The 18806-nt window shown below is 44.2% G+C and carries 17 protein-coding genes; 16 read left to right on the top strand and 1 reads right to left on the bottom strand.

The annotated features are described in order from the left end of the window. From mgsA to GGQ95_RS04140, 16 genes are all read left to right on the top strand, one after another. Nucleotides 1-423, top strand: coding sequence for a methylglyoxal synthase (mgsA, locus tag GGQ95_RS04215; RefSeq protein ID WP_044742278.1), 423 nt, complete (start codon nucleotides 1-3; stop codon nucleotides 421-423). Further along, on the top strand, nucleotides 413-1126 hold the full coding sequence (gene bshB1, locus GGQ95_RS04210) for a bacillithiol biosynthesis deacetylase BshB1 (protein ID WP_183186419.1): 714 nt from the start codon (nucleotides 413-415) through the stop codon (nucleotides 1124-1126). The genes mgsA and bshB1 overlap by 11 nt, the downstream gene beginning before the upstream one ends. Next, complete coding sequence (gene bshA / locus GGQ95_RS04205) at nucleotides 1123-2259, top strand: N-acetyl-alpha-D-glucosaminyl L-malate synthase BshA (protein WP_044742280.1); 1137 nt, start codon at nucleotides 1123-1125, stop codon at nucleotides 2257-2259. The genes bshB1 and bshA overlap by 4 nt, the downstream gene beginning before the upstream one ends. Continuing rightward, nucleotides 2256-3473 carry a CCA tRNA nucleotidyltransferase gene (locus GGQ95_RS04200; RefSeq protein ID WP_183186418.1) on the top strand — a complete coding sequence of 406 codons (1218 nt, stop codon included), beginning with the start codon at nucleotides 2256-2258 and terminating at the stop codon, nucleotides 3471-3473. Before bshA ends, GGQ95_RS04200 begins: the two co-directional genes overlap by 4 nt. After that, nucleotides 3443-4420 (top strand): biotin--[acetyl-CoA-carboxylase] ligase, encoded by a 978-nt coding sequence (locus GGQ95_RS04195; RefSeq protein ID WP_221211993.1) that lies wholly within the window; start codon nucleotides 3443-3445, stop codon nucleotides 4418-4420. The genes GGQ95_RS04200 and GGQ95_RS04195 overlap by 31 nt, the downstream gene beginning before the upstream one ends. 241 nt (nucleotides 4421-4661) lie before the next feature. After that, nucleotides 4662-5498, top strand: coding sequence for a 3-methyl-2-oxobutanoate hydroxymethyltransferase (panB, locus tag GGQ95_RS04190; protein ID WP_066145391.1), 837 nt, complete (start codon nucleotides 4662-4664; stop codon nucleotides 5496-5498). Beyond that, complete coding sequence (panC, locus tag GGQ95_RS04185) at nucleotides 5498-6349, top strand: pantoate--beta-alanine ligase (protein WP_066145387.1); 852 nt, start codon at nucleotides 5498-5500, stop codon at nucleotides 6347-6349. Before panB ends, panC begins: the two co-directional genes overlap by 1 nt. Before the next feature lie 16 nt (nucleotides 6350-6365). Further along, a complete protein-coding gene (panD, locus tag GGQ95_RS04180) occupies nucleotides 6366-6749 on the top strand; it encodes an aspartate 1-decarboxylase (RefSeq protein ID WP_044742285.1) in 384 nt (127 codons plus the stop codon). 217 nt (nucleotides 6750-6966) lie between these two features. Then, nucleotides 6967-9681, top strand: a complete 2715-nt coding sequence (dinG, locus tag GGQ95_RS04175; protein ID WP_159720046.1) for an ATP-dependent DNA helicase DinG — start codon at nucleotides 6967-6969, stop codon at nucleotides 9679-9681. Between the two features lie 575 nt (nucleotides 9682-10256). Next, entirely contained in the window at nucleotides 10257-10427 is a 171-nt protein-coding gene (locus GGQ95_RS04170; RefSeq protein ID WP_080862420.1) for a YpmA family protein, read from the top strand. Between the two features lie 14 nt (nucleotides 10428-10441). Then, nucleotides 10442-10921, top strand: a complete 480-nt coding sequence (locus GGQ95_RS04165) for a cell wall elongation regulator TseB-like domain-containing protein (protein ID WP_080862421.1) — start codon at nucleotides 10442-10444, stop codon at nucleotides 10919-10921. 15 nt (nucleotides 10922-10936) lie between these two features. Further along, nucleotides 10937-12127, top strand: a complete 1191-nt coding sequence (locus GGQ95_RS04160) for a pyridoxal phosphate-dependent aminotransferase (RefSeq protein ID WP_066145378.1) — start codon at nucleotides 10937-10939, stop codon at nucleotides 12125-12127. 121 nt (nucleotides 12128-12248) lie between these two features. Further along, nucleotides 12249-13541, top strand: coding sequence for an asparagine--tRNA ligase (gene asnS, locus GGQ95_RS04155; RefSeq protein ID WP_044742289.1), 1293 nt, complete (start codon nucleotides 12249-12251; stop codon nucleotides 13539-13541). 474 nt (nucleotides 13542-14015) lie between these two features. Further along, nucleotides 14016-14714 carry a DnaD domain-containing protein gene (locus GGQ95_RS04150; protein ID WP_044742290.1) on the top strand — a complete coding sequence of 233 codons (699 nt, stop codon included), beginning with the start codon at nucleotides 14016-14018 and terminating at the stop codon, nucleotides 14712-14714. A gap of 209 nt (nucleotides 14715-14923) precedes the next feature. Then, nucleotides 14924-15592, top strand: coding sequence for an endonuclease III (gene nth / locus GGQ95_RS04145; RefSeq protein WP_183186417.1), 669 nt, complete (start codon nucleotides 14924-14926; stop codon nucleotides 15590-15592). Beyond that, entirely contained in the window at nucleotides 15582-16085 is a 504-nt protein-coding gene (locus tag GGQ95_RS04140) for a YpoC family protein (RefSeq protein ID WP_312856940.1), read from the top strand. The genes nth and GGQ95_RS04140 overlap by 11 nt, the downstream gene beginning before the upstream one ends. Before the next feature lie 30 nt (nucleotides 16086-16115). Here the strand turns inward: GGQ95_RS04140 and GGQ95_RS04135 are convergent, their stop codons facing one another. Then, complete coding sequence (locus GGQ95_RS04135; protein WP_183186415.1) at nucleotides 16116-18806, bottom strand: PBP1A family penicillin-binding protein; 2691 nt, start codon at nucleotides 18804-18806, stop codon at nucleotides 16116-16118.

Raw genomic sequence — 18806 nt, 5'->3', positions numbered from 1 at the left:
GTGAAAATTGCCTTAATCGCGCATGATAAAAAAAAGGCGGATATGATTCAGTTTGCGACAGCTTATCAAACGATTTTAGCAAAGCATGAGCTGTATGCAACGGGAACAACGGGTTTGCGCATTATGGAGGCAACCGGTTTGCCTATCCATCGGTTTTGTTCGGGACCGTTAGGCGGGGATCAAGAGATTGGCGCTATGGTTGCACGCAATGAAATCGATATGATATTGTTTTTCCGTGATCCTTTAACCGCCCAGCCTCATGAGCCGGACGTCAGTGCTCTGCTTCGGTTATGCGATGTCTATAATGTGCCGCTGGCCACTAATATGGGGACGGCCGAAATTTTAATTAGAGGACTTGAGCGTGGCGACTTCCAATGGCGGACTATTATTCATGAGAGAAAAGGTGACGAAAATGGAGCGTGAGCAACTTGATATACTAGCATTTGGCGCTCATCCAGATGATGTGGAAATCGGGATGGGGGGAACGATCGCCAAATATGCGAAGCAAGGGTGTCGAATCGGCATTTGCGATTTAACCTTGGCAGAGCTGTCGTCTAACGGAACTGTAGAGCTGCGGCAAAAAGAAGCGCAAAAAGCAGCTGAGCTGCTCGGAGTTGCGGCAAGAATCAATCTTCATCTGCCCGATCGGGGCTTATATAAAACAGAAGAAGCTATTCGCTGTATTGCCGCTGTTATTCGCCAATATCGTCCACGAGCCATCTTTGCACCGTATTGGGTAGATCGTCATCCCGATCATGGAAATTGTGCTTTTCTTGTCGAAGAAGCGATGTTTTCGGCTGGGATTCGCCGTTATGAGGCAGGAGAGCTGCCGGCACATCGTGTTTCATCGCTTTATTACTACATGATTAACAGTTATGAACGGCCACATTTTGTTGTTGATATTAGCCATACGATGGAAACAAAGCTGGCGAGCCTGAAAGCTTATGCAAGTCAATTTCAAAAAACAGCTCAGTCGGTTGATACGCCGTTAACCAATGGCTATATTGAAACCGTTGAAAGCCGCGAGCGGTTATGGGGAAAGCAAGTCGGAGTGCTGTTTGCCGAAGGATTTATGACGAAACAGCCGCTCGTCATTTCAAATGATTTGCTAGGAGAGAAACAATGAAGCTAAAAATAGGAATTGTCTGTTACCCAACGGTTGGCGGATCCGGTGTTGTCGCCACAGAATTGGGAAAATTGCTGGCGGAAAAAGGACATGAAATTCATTTTATTTCTTCAAGCATGCCCTTTCGTTTAAATAAAGTATATTGCAATATTTATTATCATGAAGTAACAGTCAATCAGTATTCCGTGTTTCAGTATCCGCCATATGATTTGGCATTAGCAAGTAAAATTGCTGAAGTAGCCAAACGGGAAAAGCTGGATGTGCTGCATGTTCATTATGCGATTCCGCATGCGGTTTGTGCGGTATTAGCCAAGCAAATGGTTGGATACGATGTGAAAATTGTGACGACGCTTCACGGGACGGATATTACCGTTCTCGGATATGATCCGTCGTTAAGCGATATGATAAAATTTGGAATTGAACAATCGGATCTGGTTACGGCTGTGTCGAATGCACTTGTTAAGCAAACTTACGAGCTGCTTGATGTTCAAAAGGATATTCATACCATTTATAATTTTGTTGATGAACGCGTGTATCATAAAAAAGATGTTAAGCATTTAAAACAACAATATGGAATAACAGAACAAGAAAAGGTCATTATCCATGTGTCCAATTTTCGCAAGGTGAAGCGTGTTCAAGATGTTGTGCATGCCTTTCTGCATGTTCGCAGCCAAATTCCTGCTAAACTACTGCTCGTTGGTGATGGACCAGAAATGACCGTTGTGTGCAGATTAGTGCGGCAACTAGGATTAACAGAAGACGTTCTTTTCTTAGGAAAACAAGAAAATTTAGAAGAGCTTTATTCGATGAGTGATGTCAAATGGCTTTTATCGGAAAAAGAAAGCTTTGGACTTGTTTTGCTTGAAGCAATGGCTTGCGGAGTTCCGTGTGTGGGCACAAACATTGGCGGCATTCCTGAAGTGATTGAAGATGGCAAGACAGGGTTTCTATGCGAGCTTGGCAATATCGAAGAAGTAGCTGAAAAAACGCTACAAATGTTGACAAACGAAGATTTGCATACATATATGGCTGAACAAGCGCTTAAAGCTGTTTATGAAAAATTTCATTCGCAGCACATCTTACAGCAATACGAAGATGTTTATTTTTCGTTGATAAAAGAGGTGAAGCGATGAAAGAACCGTTTCAACGCGCACTTGGCATTATTCGTAAACTGAAGCAACATGGATATGAAGCTTATTTCGTCGGCGGTGCGGTTCGCGACTATTTGCTAAATCGTCCGCTTGGCGACATTGATATTGCCACATCCGCTCTTCCCGAAGAAGTGATCAAGCTTTTTCCAAAAACGATTCCCGTTGGTTTAAAGCATGGAACCGTTGTTGTGTTAAACGACGGTATTCCATATGAAGTGACAACCTTTCGAACGGAAGGTACGTATGAAGATTATCGTCGTCCCGAGTCTGTGACATTTGTCCGTTCCCTGCGCGAAGACTTGCAAAGGCGCGACTTTACGATGAATGCCATTGCGATGGACGATCATGGAACACTATACGATCCGTTTCATGGACAGCGGGCGATTTCTGCTAAAATCATTTGTACCGTTGGAAAGGCGAGCGAGCGTTTTTCTGAAGATGCTCTTCGCATGATGCGGGCGATCCGGTTTGTCAGTCAGCTCGGTTTTGCGTTAGAAATGGAGACGAAGCAGGCGATTATTGAACATGCTTCGCTGTTGGCGCATATTTCGGTGGAAAGAATAACAGCCGAGTTTGAGAAATTGATGGCGGGCCCATTTGCAGAGAAGGCTTTCTCACTGTTAGAGGAAACAGGATTATATGTGTATTTGCCGGGACTTCGCGAAAAAAAAGAGCCGTTAAAAAAGTTGGCGCAATATGATTGGAAAGCATTGTCCTCTTCGATGGAGCGCTGGGGATTTTTGTGCTATTTGCTGTTAAGCGATCAAGAATCTTCCGCTTTTTTGCGACTTTGGAAGCTGCCTAACCGGCTAATGAAGGATGTGCAACATATTTTGCGCATTCTGCCCCTCATTCGCTCACATGATGATTGGAAAAAAGAGCAGTTGTATGAGTTTGGGCTTGATTATGCTTTAGCGGCAGAAACCATTCGTTCCCTTATTGATATGGAAGATGCTTATAGCAATCGCCAACGGCTCGTCGCTCTCTTTGCTCAATTGCCTATTAAAAGCAGAAGTGATTTAGCTATTACCGGAAAAGATATCATGGGATGGATGGGACGTCCGGGCGGTCCGTGGCTGGCAAATATGCTGAAGAAAGTGGAGCGGGCGGTGATTCAAGGAAAAGTAGAAAATGACAAAGAGCGGATAAAGGAGTGGCTCATTTCATGCAATCTGACACAAGAAAAAAATTGCTAGAATTATTTTCTGAGGCCAATGGCGATTTTATTTCCGGACAAAAAATCAGCGATATTCTCGGCTGTTCCAGAACCGCCGTTTGGAAGCATATTGAAGATTTGCGGAAGGAAGGATTTGAGCTTGAAGCGGTGCGCCGCCTTGGATACAGAATTGTGAGTACGCCTGACAAAATTACAGCCAATGAAATCCGCCTTGGTTTAAAAACAGAGGTGTTTGGACAAACGATTTATTTTGAAGAAGAAGTGACCTCTACACAAAAAATGGCTCATCAGTTGGCACATGAAGGAGCAAAAGAGGGGACGATTGTTGTCGCTGAATTGCAGACGGCAGGGCGCGGCCGAATGGATCGAAAATGGTTTTCGCCAAAAGGGACAGGAGTTTGGATGAGTTTAATTTTAAGACCGCCGATTCCGCCGCAAAAGACGCCACAGCTGACGTTGCTGACAGCTGTCGCTATTGTCCAAGCTATTCAGGAAGTGGCGGGGCTTGTTCCTGATATTAAATGGCCGAATGATATTTTAATCAACGGCAAAAAATGTGTCGGCATTTTAACGGAGCTGCAGGCTGATCCTGATCGCGTTCATTCTGTTACGATTGGAATGGGAGTGAACGTCAATCATGAACGCGATCAATTTCCTGAAGATCTTCGCGGCATTGCCACATCATTGGCGATTGAAAAGGGAGAAAAAATAAAACGAGCTCGTCTCATCCAGGAAGTACTATTAAAAATGGAAACATTGTATCGGCAATATTTGCAGCATGGCTTTTTGCCGATCAAGCTGCTATGGGAAGGATACGCTATAAGCATTGGTAAAGAAATTACCGCTCGCACCTTGAACGGAACGATCCGTGGTTTCGCGCGCGGCATTACAGATGAAGGCGTATTAATCCTGGAAGACCATGATGGAACGATTCATCACATTCATTCCGCCGATATTTCATTGTAGCAAAAGTGTTCGAATTTTGTTAAAATATAGATGGATGTACAAGGGCAGTATCTTTTAGCGAAGAACTGCACCATGAAAAATGTGTCAGTGTTGTCAATGTGATCTGCCTTGATCCGCTAAAGGACTGGGACAGAGGGATGAACTCGGCCGATACAATCAACATCCTTCTTCTCAAGGTGGGGAAGAAGGTTTTTTTATTCGGAGATTCATCTCCTCTGCAAACAAGGAGGAGGGATATGCCATGAAAACAACCAGTGATTTTTTGAAGATGAAGAAGACAAACGAGCCGATTGTGATGCTGACAGCGTATGATTTTCCGTCAGCAAAGCTTGCGGAAGCTGCTGGAGTAGACATGATTCTTGTCGGCGATTCGCTTGGGATGGTTGTGCTCGGATATGATTCCACCATTCCGGTAACAGTGGAGGACATGATTCATCATACGAAGGCAGTGCGGCGTGGAGCCATGAACACGTTCATTGTCACGGACATGCCGTTTATGTCTTACCATCTGTCGAGGGAAGAAGCACTTCGCAATGCTCAGCGCATCATGCAGCAGTCTGGAGCTCATGCCGTAAAAGTTGAAGGGGCCGGCGAAGTCATAGAGGTCATTCGTGCCCTGACTGAAGCAGGTGTTCCAGTTGTTGCCCATTTAGGTTTAACTCCGCAATCTGTCGGGGTGCTTGGTGGATATAAAGTGCAAGCGAAAGACGCTGAAAGCGCTCGCAAACTTTTACAAGATGCAAAATGGTGCGAGGAGGCCGGAGCGGTCGCTTTAGTTCTCGAATGCGTGCCAAAGCAGATTGCCGCCGAAATTACTAAGCAATTAACCATTCCCACTATTGGAATAGGAGCAGGTAATGAAGTAGATGGACAGGTGCTTGTCTATCATGATGTGCTCGGATATGGAGTAGAACGGGTACCTAAGTTTGTTAAAAAATATGCCAATATTGAAGAAACGATGCAGCATGCCTTGACAAGCTATGTGACGGAGGTAAAGCTTCGGCAGTTTCCTGAACGTGAGCATATGTTTACGATGAAAGAAGAAGAATGGATTGCACTATATGGAGGAAAGCAGTAATGATGATCATTCAAACGATCCAAGAAATGCAGCAAAAAACAGCCCAATACCGTCAGCAAGGAAAGTCCATTGGCTTTGTACCGACAATGGGGTATTTGCATGAAGGCCATGCTGCCTTGCTGAAAAAAGCGCGAGAGGAAAATGATATTGTTGTATTAAGCGTGTTTGTTAATCCATTGCAGTTTGGGCCAAATGAAGATTTCGACCGATATCCGCGCGATATGGAGAGAGATGAAAAGATCGCCAAAGCGTCAGGGGTGGATCTATTGTTTTATCCATCCGTGACAGAAATGTATCCGCGGCCATTAAGCGTGCAGGTGGCCGTCAAGGAGCGCGTTGATGTATTATGCGGAAAATCAAGACCGGGGCATTTTGATGGCGTGGCTACGGTATTAACGAAACTATTTCATATTGTCATGCCGACCCGTGCTTACTTCGGGATGAAAGATGCGCAGCAGGTAGCAGTGGTTGATGGACTTATTCGCGATTTCCATTTTCCGATCGAGCTTGTTCCAGTTCCGACTGTTCGCGAAGCGGACGGGCTAGCGAAAAGCTCGCGCAATGTGTATTTATCTCCGGAAGAGCGAAAAGAAGCTCCTGCCCTGTACGCGGCATTGCAAAAAGCGAAGCGGGCGATTGAAAATGGCGAGCGCAATCCATCGGCTATTTGTGCTCTTGTTGAAGATTATATTCAAACTTATACACATGGTATCATTGATTATGTTGAAGTATATTCTTATCCAGATTTGCAACCGCTTCAGAAAATATCTGGAAAAATCATCATTGCGCTTGCTGTCAGGTTTACAAATGCGCGACTCATTGATAATATAACTCTTGATGTGGAATCGTAATGTTGGGGGGACAATCATGTTTCGTACATTAATGAATGCAAAAATCCACCGTGCGCGTGTGACGGAAGCGAATTTAAATTATGTTGGAAGCATCACGATTGATGAAGATATTTTGGACGCGGTTGGCATGGTAGCAAATGAGAAAGTACAAATTGTTAATAACAATAACGGCGCACGTTTTGAAACATATATTATTCCAGGAGAACGGGGAAGCGGTGTGTTTTGCTTAAATGGAGCGGCTGCTCGTCTTGTGCAAAAGGATGATGTCATCATCGTCATTTCCTATGCCCTTATTCCAGAGGAGAAAATTGCGGCGCATCGTCCGAAAATCGCGATTATGGACGAGCATAATCGAATTCAGCAATTAATGGTAGCCGAACCAGCTCATACAGTGATGTAAGCTGAAGCTCAAGCTTTCTAAAGACAGAACCTCTCATGTTTAGGGAGAAAAGTAATGGTTCCGGCTTATTATAAATGTTTGGCCAGGATAGAGATTCGATCCGTTTGTATGGATATAAAAGCAGGAAGGCGGTGATGCTACCGCTTTTCCTGTCATAAAAAAGGGGGCTGTTTCTCAGTAGAGAACGCCCCTATTATTGCGCGATTGAGGTGAAACGATGGATGAACGGTTTGTAGTCATAGACCTAGAAACAACAGGGAATTCAGTGAAAAAAGGGGATCGAATTATTCAAATCGGGCTCGTCGTTATTGAAAATAGACAAATAGTCAAACGGTTCTCCAGTTTTGTTAACCCGGAATGCAGCATTCCACCTTTTATCCAGCAATTGACGCAAATTGGTGAGCAAATGGTGCGCCATGCGCCGCTTTTTTCTGAACTTGCCCCGACAGTTGCTGCACTATTGAAGCAATCGTATTTTGTTGCCCATAATGTTGCATTTGATTGGCCGTTTTTGCAGGAGGAATTGAACAGAGCGGGAGTTTTTTTGCCGGAGCCGCCGATGATTGATACGGTTGAACTTTCTCGAATTTTATACCCGAGCATGGAAAGCTATAAATTAAGTGATATGGCGAAGGCATTGCATATTCCCCATCAGCATCCTCATCAGGCGGATAGCGATGCGGAGGTTACAGCCCAATTATGGCTCGCTTTACTTGATAAATTGGAGGCGCTGCCGGTCGCGACATTGCGGCAATTGTGCCGTTTATCGCGCGATATGAAAAGCGATGTCCATTCGATTATGGATGCGATGCTGGCCCAAAAAATAACATCCTTGCATGATGACCAATATAGTTACTACCAAGGAATCGCATTGCGAAAACCGTCTCCTCTTCCTCAAAAAATTGGAGAGTGTCCCGTTTCCTTTCGAGAATGGTTCACCCATACGGAGACGCTTCCTTTCCGTGATTACGAACATCGACAAGGACAATGGGACATGATGGAAATGGTTTATGAGGCCCTCGATACATCACAACATGCTTTAATTGAAGCAGGAACTGGAATTGGGAAATCGTTGGCCTATCTTATTCCGAGTCTTTACTTTGCTCGGCAATATCAAAAGCCTGTTGTGATTAGTACATATACGCTCCAGCTAGGCCAGCAGCTGATGGAGCGCGATATTCCATTGCTCCAAAGTATCGCGTCGTTTCCATTTCATGTCGCGCAATTAAAAGGGAAACGAAATTATCTTTCACTCGAAAAATTTGTTCACTTTTTGCATAAACCAAACAAAAACTACGATGAAGTGCTAACCAAGTGCCAGTTGCTCGTTTGGTTAACAGAAACGGAGACAGGCGATGTTGATGAGCTTCAGCTATCTTCGGGCGGCCAACTGCTTTGGACCATGCTGCATATGGATGAGGAAAAAGAAGAAGCGGAGTATGATTTTTTCCAGAGGGCGCGCCAGCGAGCCAGTAAGGCCGACCTGATTATTACCAATCATGCGTTTTTATTGCAGGATCTGAATTCTGATAAGCCGCTGTTTCCGCCATATGAGCAGCTCATTGTTGATGAAGCACACCATCTTGAGGATGTTGCTTCTCAATACTTTGGCCAGAGCGTTGATTATGTAGCTGTTCGATTATTATTAACTCGCATCGGAAATGGTCATGATGAAGGATCCTTCTTTCAGCTTCGAAAACGGCTTGAACAACAAGCCTATTTTATGTATTTTCAGTCTGTGTTAAGCGACATTGAATTGGAATGTGATGAATGGTTTCGCATGATCCGGCAATACGTGCTGCGAAAACAAACGAATTCCAATGCCGTGCGGCTGCGCTATCGCTTTCATCCAAGCGAAGAGAAAGGGAGACATTGGAACGCTATTCGTGAGTTGCTTTGGCGGCTCTGTCATCACACCTCCGAGCTGGCAGAGAAGGCGGAACAGCTGAAAATGCTCGACCCTTCGCTTTCCTCCCTTTCGTTCTTTACAGATGTGACGGTACTGAACGACATGATTCATGGTCTGCGCTTTTTGCTTGAAGATACGGATTCGAAGGTGGTTCGCTGGATGGAGGCGGATGTGAAAGGGGCCGCTAATGCCACTGCTATTTATGCACAGCCGATTGAGCTTGAAGAATTTTTTGCTGAGCGGTTGTTTACAAGAAAGAAAAGTGTTATTTTGACATCGGCAACCTTAACAACGGACCATTCATTTGCTTATGCAATCTCACAGCTTGGGTTAGAGGATTTTTATCCCATTTGTCGCATGATTCCATCTCCATTTGATTATAAGCGCCAAGCAAAAATTATGATTCCAAGCGACTTACCGTCTATTGTAGATGTGTCGCTTCCAGAGTATGCCCATGCTGTAGCTGAACAATTGCTAGAAATTGAAAAGCAGGTCAAAGAGAAAATACTGGTATTGTTCACATCATATGAGCTTCTGCGAATGACGGCTGCCATTGTGAAAGAAAAAAATGAGGACGAAACACTGGTGTTGCTTGCTCAAGGAATTCAAGGAGGAAATGCGGCAAAGCTCACAAAGGCCTTTTTACAATTTGACCGTGCCATTTTATTTGGAACGAGCAGCTTTTGGGAAGGGATTGATTTACCTAGGGAGCAGCTATCTTTTATTGTCATGGTCCGCTTGCCATTTGCTCCGCCAGATGACCCTGTGATAGAAGCGAAAAGTGAGCGCATTCGCGCCAAAGGCGGACGGCCGTTTTATGATCTGTCGCTGCCTCAGGCGATCATTCGTTTTAAGCAAGGCTTTGGCCGCCTCATTCGTACAGCAACTGATTCCGGAGTGCTATTTGTATTGGATCGCCGTTTAACCACTGCTTCTTATGGAAAATATTTTGTAGGTTCGCTTCCCCCCGTATCTATTTATGAAGCACCGCTAGAGCAGCTTTTGCAAAGCTTGAAAAAATGACAATGCTAGATATGGGGTTCGGTTTATTTTCGCTCGTCAAATGGTTAAACAAGGTTGTTTAGGCCTGCGTTACATGGATACATCACGAAAAAATTTGAATGGTGATGGCCGTTAAAATAGTATACAGATAATGGATGAGTGTTGATCGTGTAAATAGAGAGCAAATGAGCAATCTATAGGTAGGATAGCGGAATAGAGCAGCGTCGCTGGATCTTGTCGCATGTAAGATGAAGAGGGCTTTTATAAAGATATGGTGAGGAACCATTGAAAGTTTTTTGATCGTTTGCTTTTCGATCATCAGATAACGAACACGGATGAAAGAGCATTTCCTTTGCCCAAAAAGATCGGGTAGCTTTAATGAGAGGAAGCCTAATTGTCATTTAAATCCCGCATCGTATATATACACGATGCGGGATCCATAAGATGTAGGTGGGGGAATTTTTTTATGAAATTGTCCAACGAACCTGTTATAATTATGGAAAGGTACAACACAAATTTGTTGTATGTATAGTGTAGCCACGCCGCTCTGTTCCTATGAGTAACAAAATTTGTGGCATGGAGGAGGAAAATGTGAAATGGAAAGTAAAATCGAGGTGTTAGCCACTGTCAAAATTCAGCACTCACCCGATTTATATAAAGTTGTTGACTGCTTGAATCGAACGCTGAAAAGGCAGAACTTAATGTTTGGATTGGCGCTTGATGAAAAAGATCAAAATAAAGCGGTTTTTACGATTTACCGTACATAGAGAAGTGGTTTGTTATGAAAAAGTGGGGTATTTTATGCTTTGTTGTGCTATGTATTTTCTTTTGGCAAGCTGCAAGCGTTTATCACACAGCGATCGGACAGAAGCAATCGCTGATGGAAACAGCAAGAAAGCGAGCGATTGAGAGAGTGGCCTTTGCGCGTATCGATCAAGTTTATACATATTACGGTGAAAAGACCTATATTGTATTTATGGGTGATGATCGTAAAGGAGCTCGCAAAATTGTTTGGGTTCCGGAGAAAAGTGGAAGCATCGTGGTGAAAGACGCCAAGAGCGGAATTACACAGGAAGAAGCCATCAAAAAGTTAACAGCGGAACGAAATCCGAAAAAGATTGTTTCCGCAAAGCTTGGCATGGAAAAAGGAGTGCCTCTTTGGGAGCTGACATATATTGATCAAAACAATCGTTATTCTTTTTACTACCTCAGCTTTAAAGACGGTGCTTTTTTGAAAAGATATAGCTTTCAACAATCATGAAGGGGGACATGGATCATGAAATTAGCAAAACGAGTGGCATCGCTCACGCCTTCTGCGACATTGGCGATTACGGCTAAAGCGAAAGAGCTGAAAGCAGCTGGATATGATGTCATCGGTTTAGGAGCAGGAGAGCCGGATTTTAATACACCGCAGCACATTATGGATGCGGCCGTTCAGGCGATGAATGAGGGACATACAAAATATACGCCTTCCGGTGGACTAGCGGGCTTAAAAACGGAAATTGTGAAAAAGTTTGAACGAGACCAAGGGCTTCGCTACGAGCCATCTGAAATAATCGTTTGCGTGGGAGCAAAACATGCGCTCTATACCTTATTTCAAGTCATTTTAGACGAAGGTGATGAGGTCGTTATTCCAACGCCATATTGGGTCAGCTATCCGGAACAAGTAAAGCTTGCTGGAGGAGTGCCTGTTTATGTCGAGGGGCTTGAGGAAAACGAATTTAAAATTACGCCTGAGCAATTAAAATCGGTTATTACTGATCGCACAAAGGCGGTTATTATTAATTCACCAAGTAACCCGACAGGAATGATTTATACGGAAGAAGAACTAAGAGCGCTTGGTGAAATTTGCTTGGAGCATGATGTATTCATTGTCTCGGACGAAATTTACGAAAAGCTGGTCTATGATGGACATCGCCATGTGTCCATTGCTCAATTGTCGCCAGAGTTAAAGGCGCAAACGGTAATCATTAATGGCTTGTCTAAATCGCATTCGATGACTGGCTGGCGGATTGGATATGCTGCAGGAAATAAAGAGATCATTCGGGCGATGACGGATCTTGCAAGCCACAGCACTTCAAATCCGACTTCCATCGCTCAATATGCCGCTATTGCTGCATACAGTGGGCCGCAAGAGCCAGTGGAACAAATGCGGCAAGCCTTTGAACAACGGTTAAATATTATTTATGAAAAACTCATTCAAATTCCAGGATTTACGTGCGTTAAACCGCAAGGCGCATTTTATTTGTTTCCGAATGCGCGGCAGGCGGCCGCAATGGCTGGATATCACCATGTAGACGAATTTGTCACAGCTCTCTTAGAAGAAGCAAAGGTGGCGCTTGTTCCGGGTTCTGGCTTTGGTGCTCCCGATAATGTTCGCTTGTCTTATGCGACATCGCTTGATGTGCTAGAAACGGCGATGGAGCGCATTCAGCAATTTATGGAGCAACGCGCAAATCGTGTATAAGCTTCAAAAGCGGCTTTGTCGATGACAGAGCCGCTTCGTGTATTGCTTACATTTTGGCTGAAAGGTATAATATAAGTTATGCATACATAGTTTTTTGAACAAATGTTGGAGGGAATTTTCGGTGAAAGCAACAATTGCAGAAGTAAGCAAATATGTAGGACAAGAGGTGACGATCGGCGCATGGCTGGCAAATAAGCGTTCAAGCGGAAAAATCGCTTTTTTGCAGCTGCGCGATGGCACTGGTTTTATTCAAGGAGTAGTTGAAAAATCGCAAGTAGCGGAAGACGTCTTTAAGGCGGCAAAATCCATTACGCAAGAAACATCTTTATATGTGACAGGGATTGTTCGCGTGGATGAGCGCTCGCCATTTGGCTATGAATTATCGGTGACAAACATACAAACCATTCATGAAGCGGTTGATTATCCGATTACGCCAAAAGAGCATGGTGTCGAGTTTTTAATGGATCATCGCCATTTATGGCTGCGTTCAAAACGCCAGCATGCGATTATGAAAATTCGCAATGAAATCATCCGGGCAACCTATGAATTTTTTAATAACAACGGATTTGTCAAGGTAGATCCGCCGATTTTAACAGGAAGTGCACCAGAGGGAACAACGGAGTTATTCCATACAAAATATTTTGATGAAGATGCCTATCTTTCTCAAAGCGGTCAGCTTTATATGGAAGCAGCCGCAATGGCGCTTGGAAAAGTGTTCTCATTTGGTCCGACGTTCCGTGCGGAAAAATCGAAAACACGCCGCCATCTCATTGAGTTTTGGATGATCGAGCCGGAGATGGCCTTCTATGAATTTGAAGATAACTTAAAGATACAAGAAGAATATGTATCGTATATCGTTCAAGCGGTGTTGAAAAATTGCCAGCTTGAATTAAAAACTTTGGGACGTGACACATCAAAGCTTGAGCAGATTCAAGCTCCATTTCCGCGCATTACATATGATGAGGCGATTAAACTTCTCCATGACAAAGGATTTGATGATATTCAATGGGGAGATGATTTTGGAGCGCCGCATGAAACAGCGATTGCGGAGAGCTTTGACAAGCCAGTGTTCATTACCCACTACCCAACTGCGTTAAAGCCGTTTTACATGCAGCCTGATCCGAACCGTCCAGATGTGGTGCTTTGTGCGGATTTAATTGCACCGGAAGGGTACGGCGAAATTATTGGTGGGTCTGAACGGATTCACGACTACCATCTGCTTAAACAGCGCTTAGAGGAGCATCATTTGCCAATTGAAGCGTATCAATGGTATTTAGAATTGCGTCAATACGGCTCTGTACCTCATTCAGGTTTCGGTTTAGGGTTAGAGCGTACAGTGGCTTGGATTTGCGGAGTCGAACATGTGCGTGAAACGATTCCGTTCCCACGGCTATTAAACCGATTATATCCATAATCGCACCAGTATTTTTATTGAATCCATGTTTTGTTTATCGTGTTGAATTAGCCCCCAAGCTTTTAGGGGGCTTTCTTATCTTCCTAATACGCAATGGCTTGATGATCGTGCTTATTACATGATTTAGACAAGTCGTGAGATTCTTTCGAGTGTAGGTTTTGACAGACACCTGTTTTCAGTTGTATTTATATGCATAGATACAACGAGAAGATTGAACTGATTATTTATTCAAAAGCAAACTTCTATTTTTCGACGGTCCAAGAAAAGTCAATAACTTTCCTGCTTATGCCTTAGCGTGGCACAGCACCGAACAACAGGCGGCTTACAGACCGATTGATGGGTCTGTAAGCCGTATTGTTCAGTCACACGACCGTCGACTTTATATCGACGCAACTGTTAAGGTGTCAAGTTATATCGATATAGATTATCTAATACTTAGCATCCATGTTATACTTATAGTTGAGGTGTATTCCAATGGACAAAGAAAAAATGGCGGAATGGCTGGCCCAAGGCAGCATTGCAATTCCAAAGCTGCTTTTGCAGCATTATAAACGTTTAGGTTTAACGGAAGTAGAATTTATGCTGCTTTTGCATTTGCATGCATTTATGGGAGAAGGGGTATGGTTTCCAACTCCAGATGAGCTGGCAGAAAGGATGACGTTAACGCCGGCACAATGTATGGAAGCATTGCGGAAGCTTTTGCAAAAAGGATTTGTTTCTATTGAAGAACAGGTGGATGGAGCCATTTTGGGCGAAAAATACTCGCTTAAGCCGCTATGGGAAAAGTTAGTGCATCATTTAATTTCCGAGTCGATGAACGAACACAAGAAAGAGCGCCAGGAAGAGGAACAAAGCTTGTATACGATGTTTGAACAAGAGTTTGGCCGACCGCTTTCGCCGTTTGAATGCGAGACGCTGGCGATGTGGATGGATCAAGATGGGCATGATCCAGCTATCATAAAAGCCGCGCTTCGCGAAGCGGTATTGTCCGGGAAATTAAATTTCCGTTATATTGATCGAATTTTGTTTGAGTGGAAAAAGAATGGAGTGCGTACGATTGAACAGGCGAAAGATTATGGCCAAAAATTCCGCAAGCATCAATCGAAAGCCAAGCCTGTATCACAGGAAGAGCATCGACAAACCGTTACATTTTATAATTGGCTAGAATCGTAAGCGAGAGGCCCCCGTCTCTCGTTTTTCTATGATTGAGGCAGCCACTTTTTTAACATCATCCGCCGAGAAGTCTCCCACTTCTTAATGGAATGGAGATGGGGAAGGTTCATACGGACCTATGTGACGAAACGTAATAGGACAAGCTTTGATGTGAGAAAGAATAGAATCGCCGCTATTGTTAGCGGCTGTAAAACGAAAGGAGAATTCTTATGCTGAATCGGCAACAAATTCGCATTTGTTTGGATCGAATGGGAGAGATGTTTCCGGACGCTCACTGCGAATTGATACACCGCAACCCTTTTGAATTGCTAATTGCGGTAGTTTTGTCGGCGCAATGCACGGATGCGCTCGTAAATAAAGTAACAAAACATTTATTTGCAAAATATCAAACGCCTGAAGATTATATATCGGTTCCGTTGGAAGAGCTTCAACAAGATATCCGATCGATTGGACTGTATCGGAACAAAGCGAAAAATATTCAAAAGCTGTGCACCATGCTGCTCGAACAATATGGAGGAGAAGTGCCTTGTGATCGCGACGAATTGATGAAGCTGCCGGGGGTTGGGCGCAAGACGGCGAATGTGGTGGTTTCGGTCGCTTTTGGCGTCCCAGCGATCGCAGTGGATACACATGTGGAGAGAGTTAGCAAACGGCTTGGTTTTTGCCGTTGGAAGGACTCTGTGCTTGAAGTAGAAGAAATCCTGATGAGAAAGGTACCAAAAGAAGAGTGGTCGATTACCCATCACCGGATGATTTTTTTCGGGCGTTATCATTGCAAAGCCCAATCACCAAAATGCGAAATCTGTCCCCTGCTTGAACTATGTCGAGAAGGAAAGAAAAGAATGAAGGGCAGGGAGAAAATTGCAAGTGCCGATTGACTTTGTTCATCCGTTGTTTTTCCAAGAAGAAGAGATGATTGAGAAACAAGAAGAGGCTCCGTTCCCTTATGCACTTAAAACAGTGTATTTTTATTATGATATCGTAGATAGCGCTTATGTGCCTTGGGAAAAAGCAGAACAATCGATCCCTGCTTTACTGAAGCTGTGGAATGAGGAAAAAGCGCAGCTTCAGGCACTTTTTGCGGAAAGAAACCGAACGCTTGTCCAGAAGCCGATGATTCGCGGGTTATCTTATTTTATAATGCTTTTATTTTGGATGAATCAAAGCAAAGTCACCCAGCTTCGTATGTGGCAAAAAGAAGTGGAATCGCTGCCGCTTAAACCGATGAACTGTATGGAGCGCTTGCAATTCATTTTTCAGCGATGTGATACGTATCCTTCATTTGTTCAATTAAATGAATTGTTTGAGGAAGCGGCGAAGCTTTTTTATAAGAAGCGGGCGATTGTAAAAAAAGGGATGCCTCCATGTTGAGGCATCCTTTTTTCTAGCGGCATTAGGCCGTTAATGGGTTTGAGTTGAGTTATTAGGGCTGGTATTTTGGGTTGTTGGCGGTGTGCTTCCGCCAGAGCTGCCACCGTTGTTATTTGGTCCGCCGCTTCCACCATTTTCTGTATTGCCGCCAGTTCCGTTATTATTGTTGCCAGAATTGCCGCTGCCGTCATTCCCAGAATTATTATTGTTTCCATTCCCATTGTTCCCGTTATTGCCAGGAATTCCGTTATTGTTTCCATTTCCGTTGTTCCCGTTATTGCCAGGAATTCCGTTGTTGTTTCCATTCCCATTGTTTCCGTTGTTATTATTGTTGCCGTTTGGTTCCTCCTGTTCGTTGCCCGGAACATTGACAGTCGCCACGGCTGGATTGCTTCTGATTTGTCCGTCCTTGCTTACCGCATATACTTCAAACGTATAAACGGCTCCTGGAGTCGGATGATTAATGGTTAAAGAAGAGTTGGACGTTGGAATCACACTTGAGTCGCCTTTATCATTTTTGATACGCACTTCAAATGCCATGTCTCCATTTGAACCGTTGTCATATTTCCAAGAAAGGGAAATGGCATCTGTGGCAGCATCATAGACGGCTTGCAAATTCGCTGGTGCTGCTGGCGGCTCATCTTTTGCTGTTTCCGTCGGCTCTGTTCCTTTTATAAAGCATTCATACGTAATTTCGCTGGCTGGCGTATATTTGCTTGCCAGCTTCGGCGGATTGGAGCCTTTTTTAATTGGCAGCTTCTCTACGCTATTTGGCATTGGGAAATCTTTGCCGCCTTTATCTACATGGGCGATGACCTTTTTGAATAACAAGCGCGGCAGCTTTTGTTCATATGTCGATAAATCCGCTGTGCTGCTTCGTTTGCTAAAGCCGGTCCATACAGCCGCCGTATAATTTGGCGTATAGCCGACAAACCAGCTATCTGGGACCGCGCTGCTAGACAAGCCGTATTTACGGGCCGTATCTTTATCATAGTTGGTGGTTCCCGTCTTCCCAGCGATATGAAGACCCGGCACGTTCGCAAGCGTACCTGTTCCGGATTGCACGACTGATTTGAGCATGTCGGTAATCATATAAGCGGTATAATCCTTCATCGCTGTTTTCGGTTTTGGCGTCAAATTCATCTCTGTATTATCAGGAAAGACAATTTTAGTGACCGCATGCGGCTTGATATAGACCCCATTATTGCCAAAAGCGCTGTAAGCCCCAGCCATTTGCAGCGGCGATACGCCTTTTTCAAGACCGCCGATAGAATATGATTCATAAACGGTGTCAAATCCCATGCCAAGCTTATTGGCAAACTGTTTCGCACGTTCTCGACCAACAGCTTGAAATGCCTTCAAAGCAGGAATGTTGCGTGATTTGGCAAGAGCCGTCCGCATCGTCATCGCGCCTTCATAACTGCCATTCCAGTTTTTAATCGGCGTGCCATCTGAATATTGATATGGTTCATCAACAAGCTGATGGGCTGTCGACCATTTTAAATATTCAATGGCTGGACCGTAATCTAAAATTGGTTTAATGGTTGAACCAGGCTGCCCAACTGGCTGAATCGCGTAGTTGAAGCCGAATGTAACGTTCTCTGGATCGCGTCCGCCGCCAAGTGCACGGATTTCGCCAGTTTTTGTATCAATTAAAGCAATGGATGATTGTAAATCCTTTTTCTTTGTAAATAACTCATTAGAATTAAGCAAGTCTTCTACATAATCTTGGGCATTTGGATCGAGCGTCGTGTAAATTTTTAATCCATCTTCATATACGTTCACGTTCGCTTGATCTGTTACTTCTCTAATCACTTCGTCGATAAACGAATCATATGGAAGCGAGGCCGTGCCGCTGTTCTTTTTCCGATCGACGAGCATGGAGGAAATCGGCACTTTCTTCGCTTTTTCCGCTTCTTCTTTTGTAATAAATCCATGCTTGGCCATAAGCGATAACACGACGTCGCGCCGCTTTTTCGCCGCTTCCGGATGTTCGTACGGATTATAGTTGTTTGGGCTTTGCGGCAAGCCTGCGAGCAGGGCCGCTTCAGGGAGCGTTAAGTCTTTCAAATTGGTTTTGCCAAAATAAAACTCTGCCGCTTTAGCCACCCCATAAATACTGTTCGAATAATAAATTTTGTTTAAATACATCTCTAAAATTTCGTGTTTAGAATATTTTTGCTCAAGACGAAGGGCCAGCCACAGCTCTTGTGATTTGCGTTTGAGCGTTTTTTCGGATGAAAGGAAGGAGAGTTTAACCACTTGTTGAGTGATGGTGCTTCCTCCCTCCGCTCCAAACCCTTCTTTCACATTCGCCAGCACCGCGCCGCCAAGCCGGATAAAATCGACGCCGTGATGCTGATAGAACCGGGCATCCTCTGTTGCCAGCACCGCGTTTTCCAAGACTTTCGGAATGTCAGAATAGGAAACGTACGTTCGTTTTTGGCCATTCGCGCTGAGCTCAGCGATTTTATGACCATTCATATCGTAGACAGTCGATGATAAAGGGTCTTTAATTTTGGCTTCATCAAGCGGCGGTGTGCCCTTGACGAAATAGGCAAATGTCGCAATCCCTCCGACTAATCCGATTATGATTAACAACATAAGCGAGAGTGCGATTGTTTTCAATAACGAGTTGGCTTTTCGCTTTTTTTTCTTTTTTTGCTTTGGTTGTTTTGCTGCTTGCTTCCGTTCTGCACGAGAACGATATTCACCAGACAT

This window comes from Anoxybacteroides rupiense, from assembly GCF_014196195.1.
Taxonomy (GTDB): domain Bacteria; phylum Bacillota; class Bacilli; order Bacillales; family Anoxybacillaceae; genus Anoxybacteroides; species Anoxybacteroides rupiense.
The sequence above is the reverse complement of the archived record's forward strand: the minus strand, read 5'-3'. Positions and strand labels throughout refer to the sequence as shown.

Excerpts from the sequence above, each read along its gene's own strand:
- GGQ95_RS04135 (WP_183186415.1), bottom strand. The coding sequence starts at position 18,806 with ATGTCTGGTGAATATCGTTCTCGTGCAGAACGGAAGCAAGCAGCAAAA.
- nth (WP_183186417.1), top strand. The coding sequence starts at position 14,924 with ATGCTGAATCGGCAACAAATTCGCATTTGTTTGGATCGAATGGGAGAG.
- bshB1 (WP_183186419.1), top strand. The coding sequence starts at position 413 with ATGGAGCGTGAGCAACTTGATATACTAGCATTTGGCGCTCATCCAGAT.
- GGQ95_RS04200 (WP_183186418.1), top strand. The coding sequence starts at position 2,256 with ATGAAAGAACCGTTTCAACGCGCACTTGGCATTATTCGTAAACTGAAG.
- panB (WP_066145391.1), top strand. The coding sequence starts at position 4,662 with ATGAAAACAACCAGTGATTTTTTGAAGATGAAGAAGACAAACGAGCCG.
- bshA (WP_044742280.1), top strand. The coding sequence starts at position 1,123 with ATGAAGCTAAAAATAGGAATTGTCTGTTACCCAACGGTTGGCGGATCC.
- panD (WP_044742285.1), top strand. The coding sequence starts at position 6,366 with ATGTTTCGTACATTAATGAATGCAAAAATCCACCGTGCGCGTGTGACG.
- GGQ95_RS04150 (WP_044742290.1), top strand. The coding sequence starts at position 14,016 with ATGGACAAAGAAAAAATGGCGGAATGGCTGGCCCAAGGCAGCATTGCA.
- GGQ95_RS04165 (WP_080862421.1), top strand. The coding sequence starts at position 10,442 with ATGAAAAAGTGGGGTATTTTATGCTTTGTTGTGCTATGTATTTTCTTT.
- panC (WP_066145387.1), top strand. The coding sequence starts at position 5,498 with ATGATGATCATTCAAACGATCCAAGAAATGCAGCAAAAAACAGCCCAA.
- GGQ95_RS04170 (WP_080862420.1), top strand. The coding sequence starts at position 10,257 with ATGGAAAGTAAAATCGAGGTGTTAGCCACTGTCAAAATTCAGCACTCA.
- GGQ95_RS04195 (WP_221211993.1), top strand. The coding sequence starts at position 3,443 with ATGCAATCTGACACAAGAAAAAAATTGCTAGAATTATTTTCTGAGGCC.
- dinG (WP_159720046.1), top strand. The coding sequence starts at position 6,967 with ATGGATGAACGGTTTGTAGTCATAGACCTAGAAACAACAGGGAATTCA.
- GGQ95_RS04160 (WP_066145378.1), top strand. The coding sequence starts at position 10,937 with ATGAAATTAGCAAAACGAGTGGCATCGCTCACGCCTTCTGCGACATTG.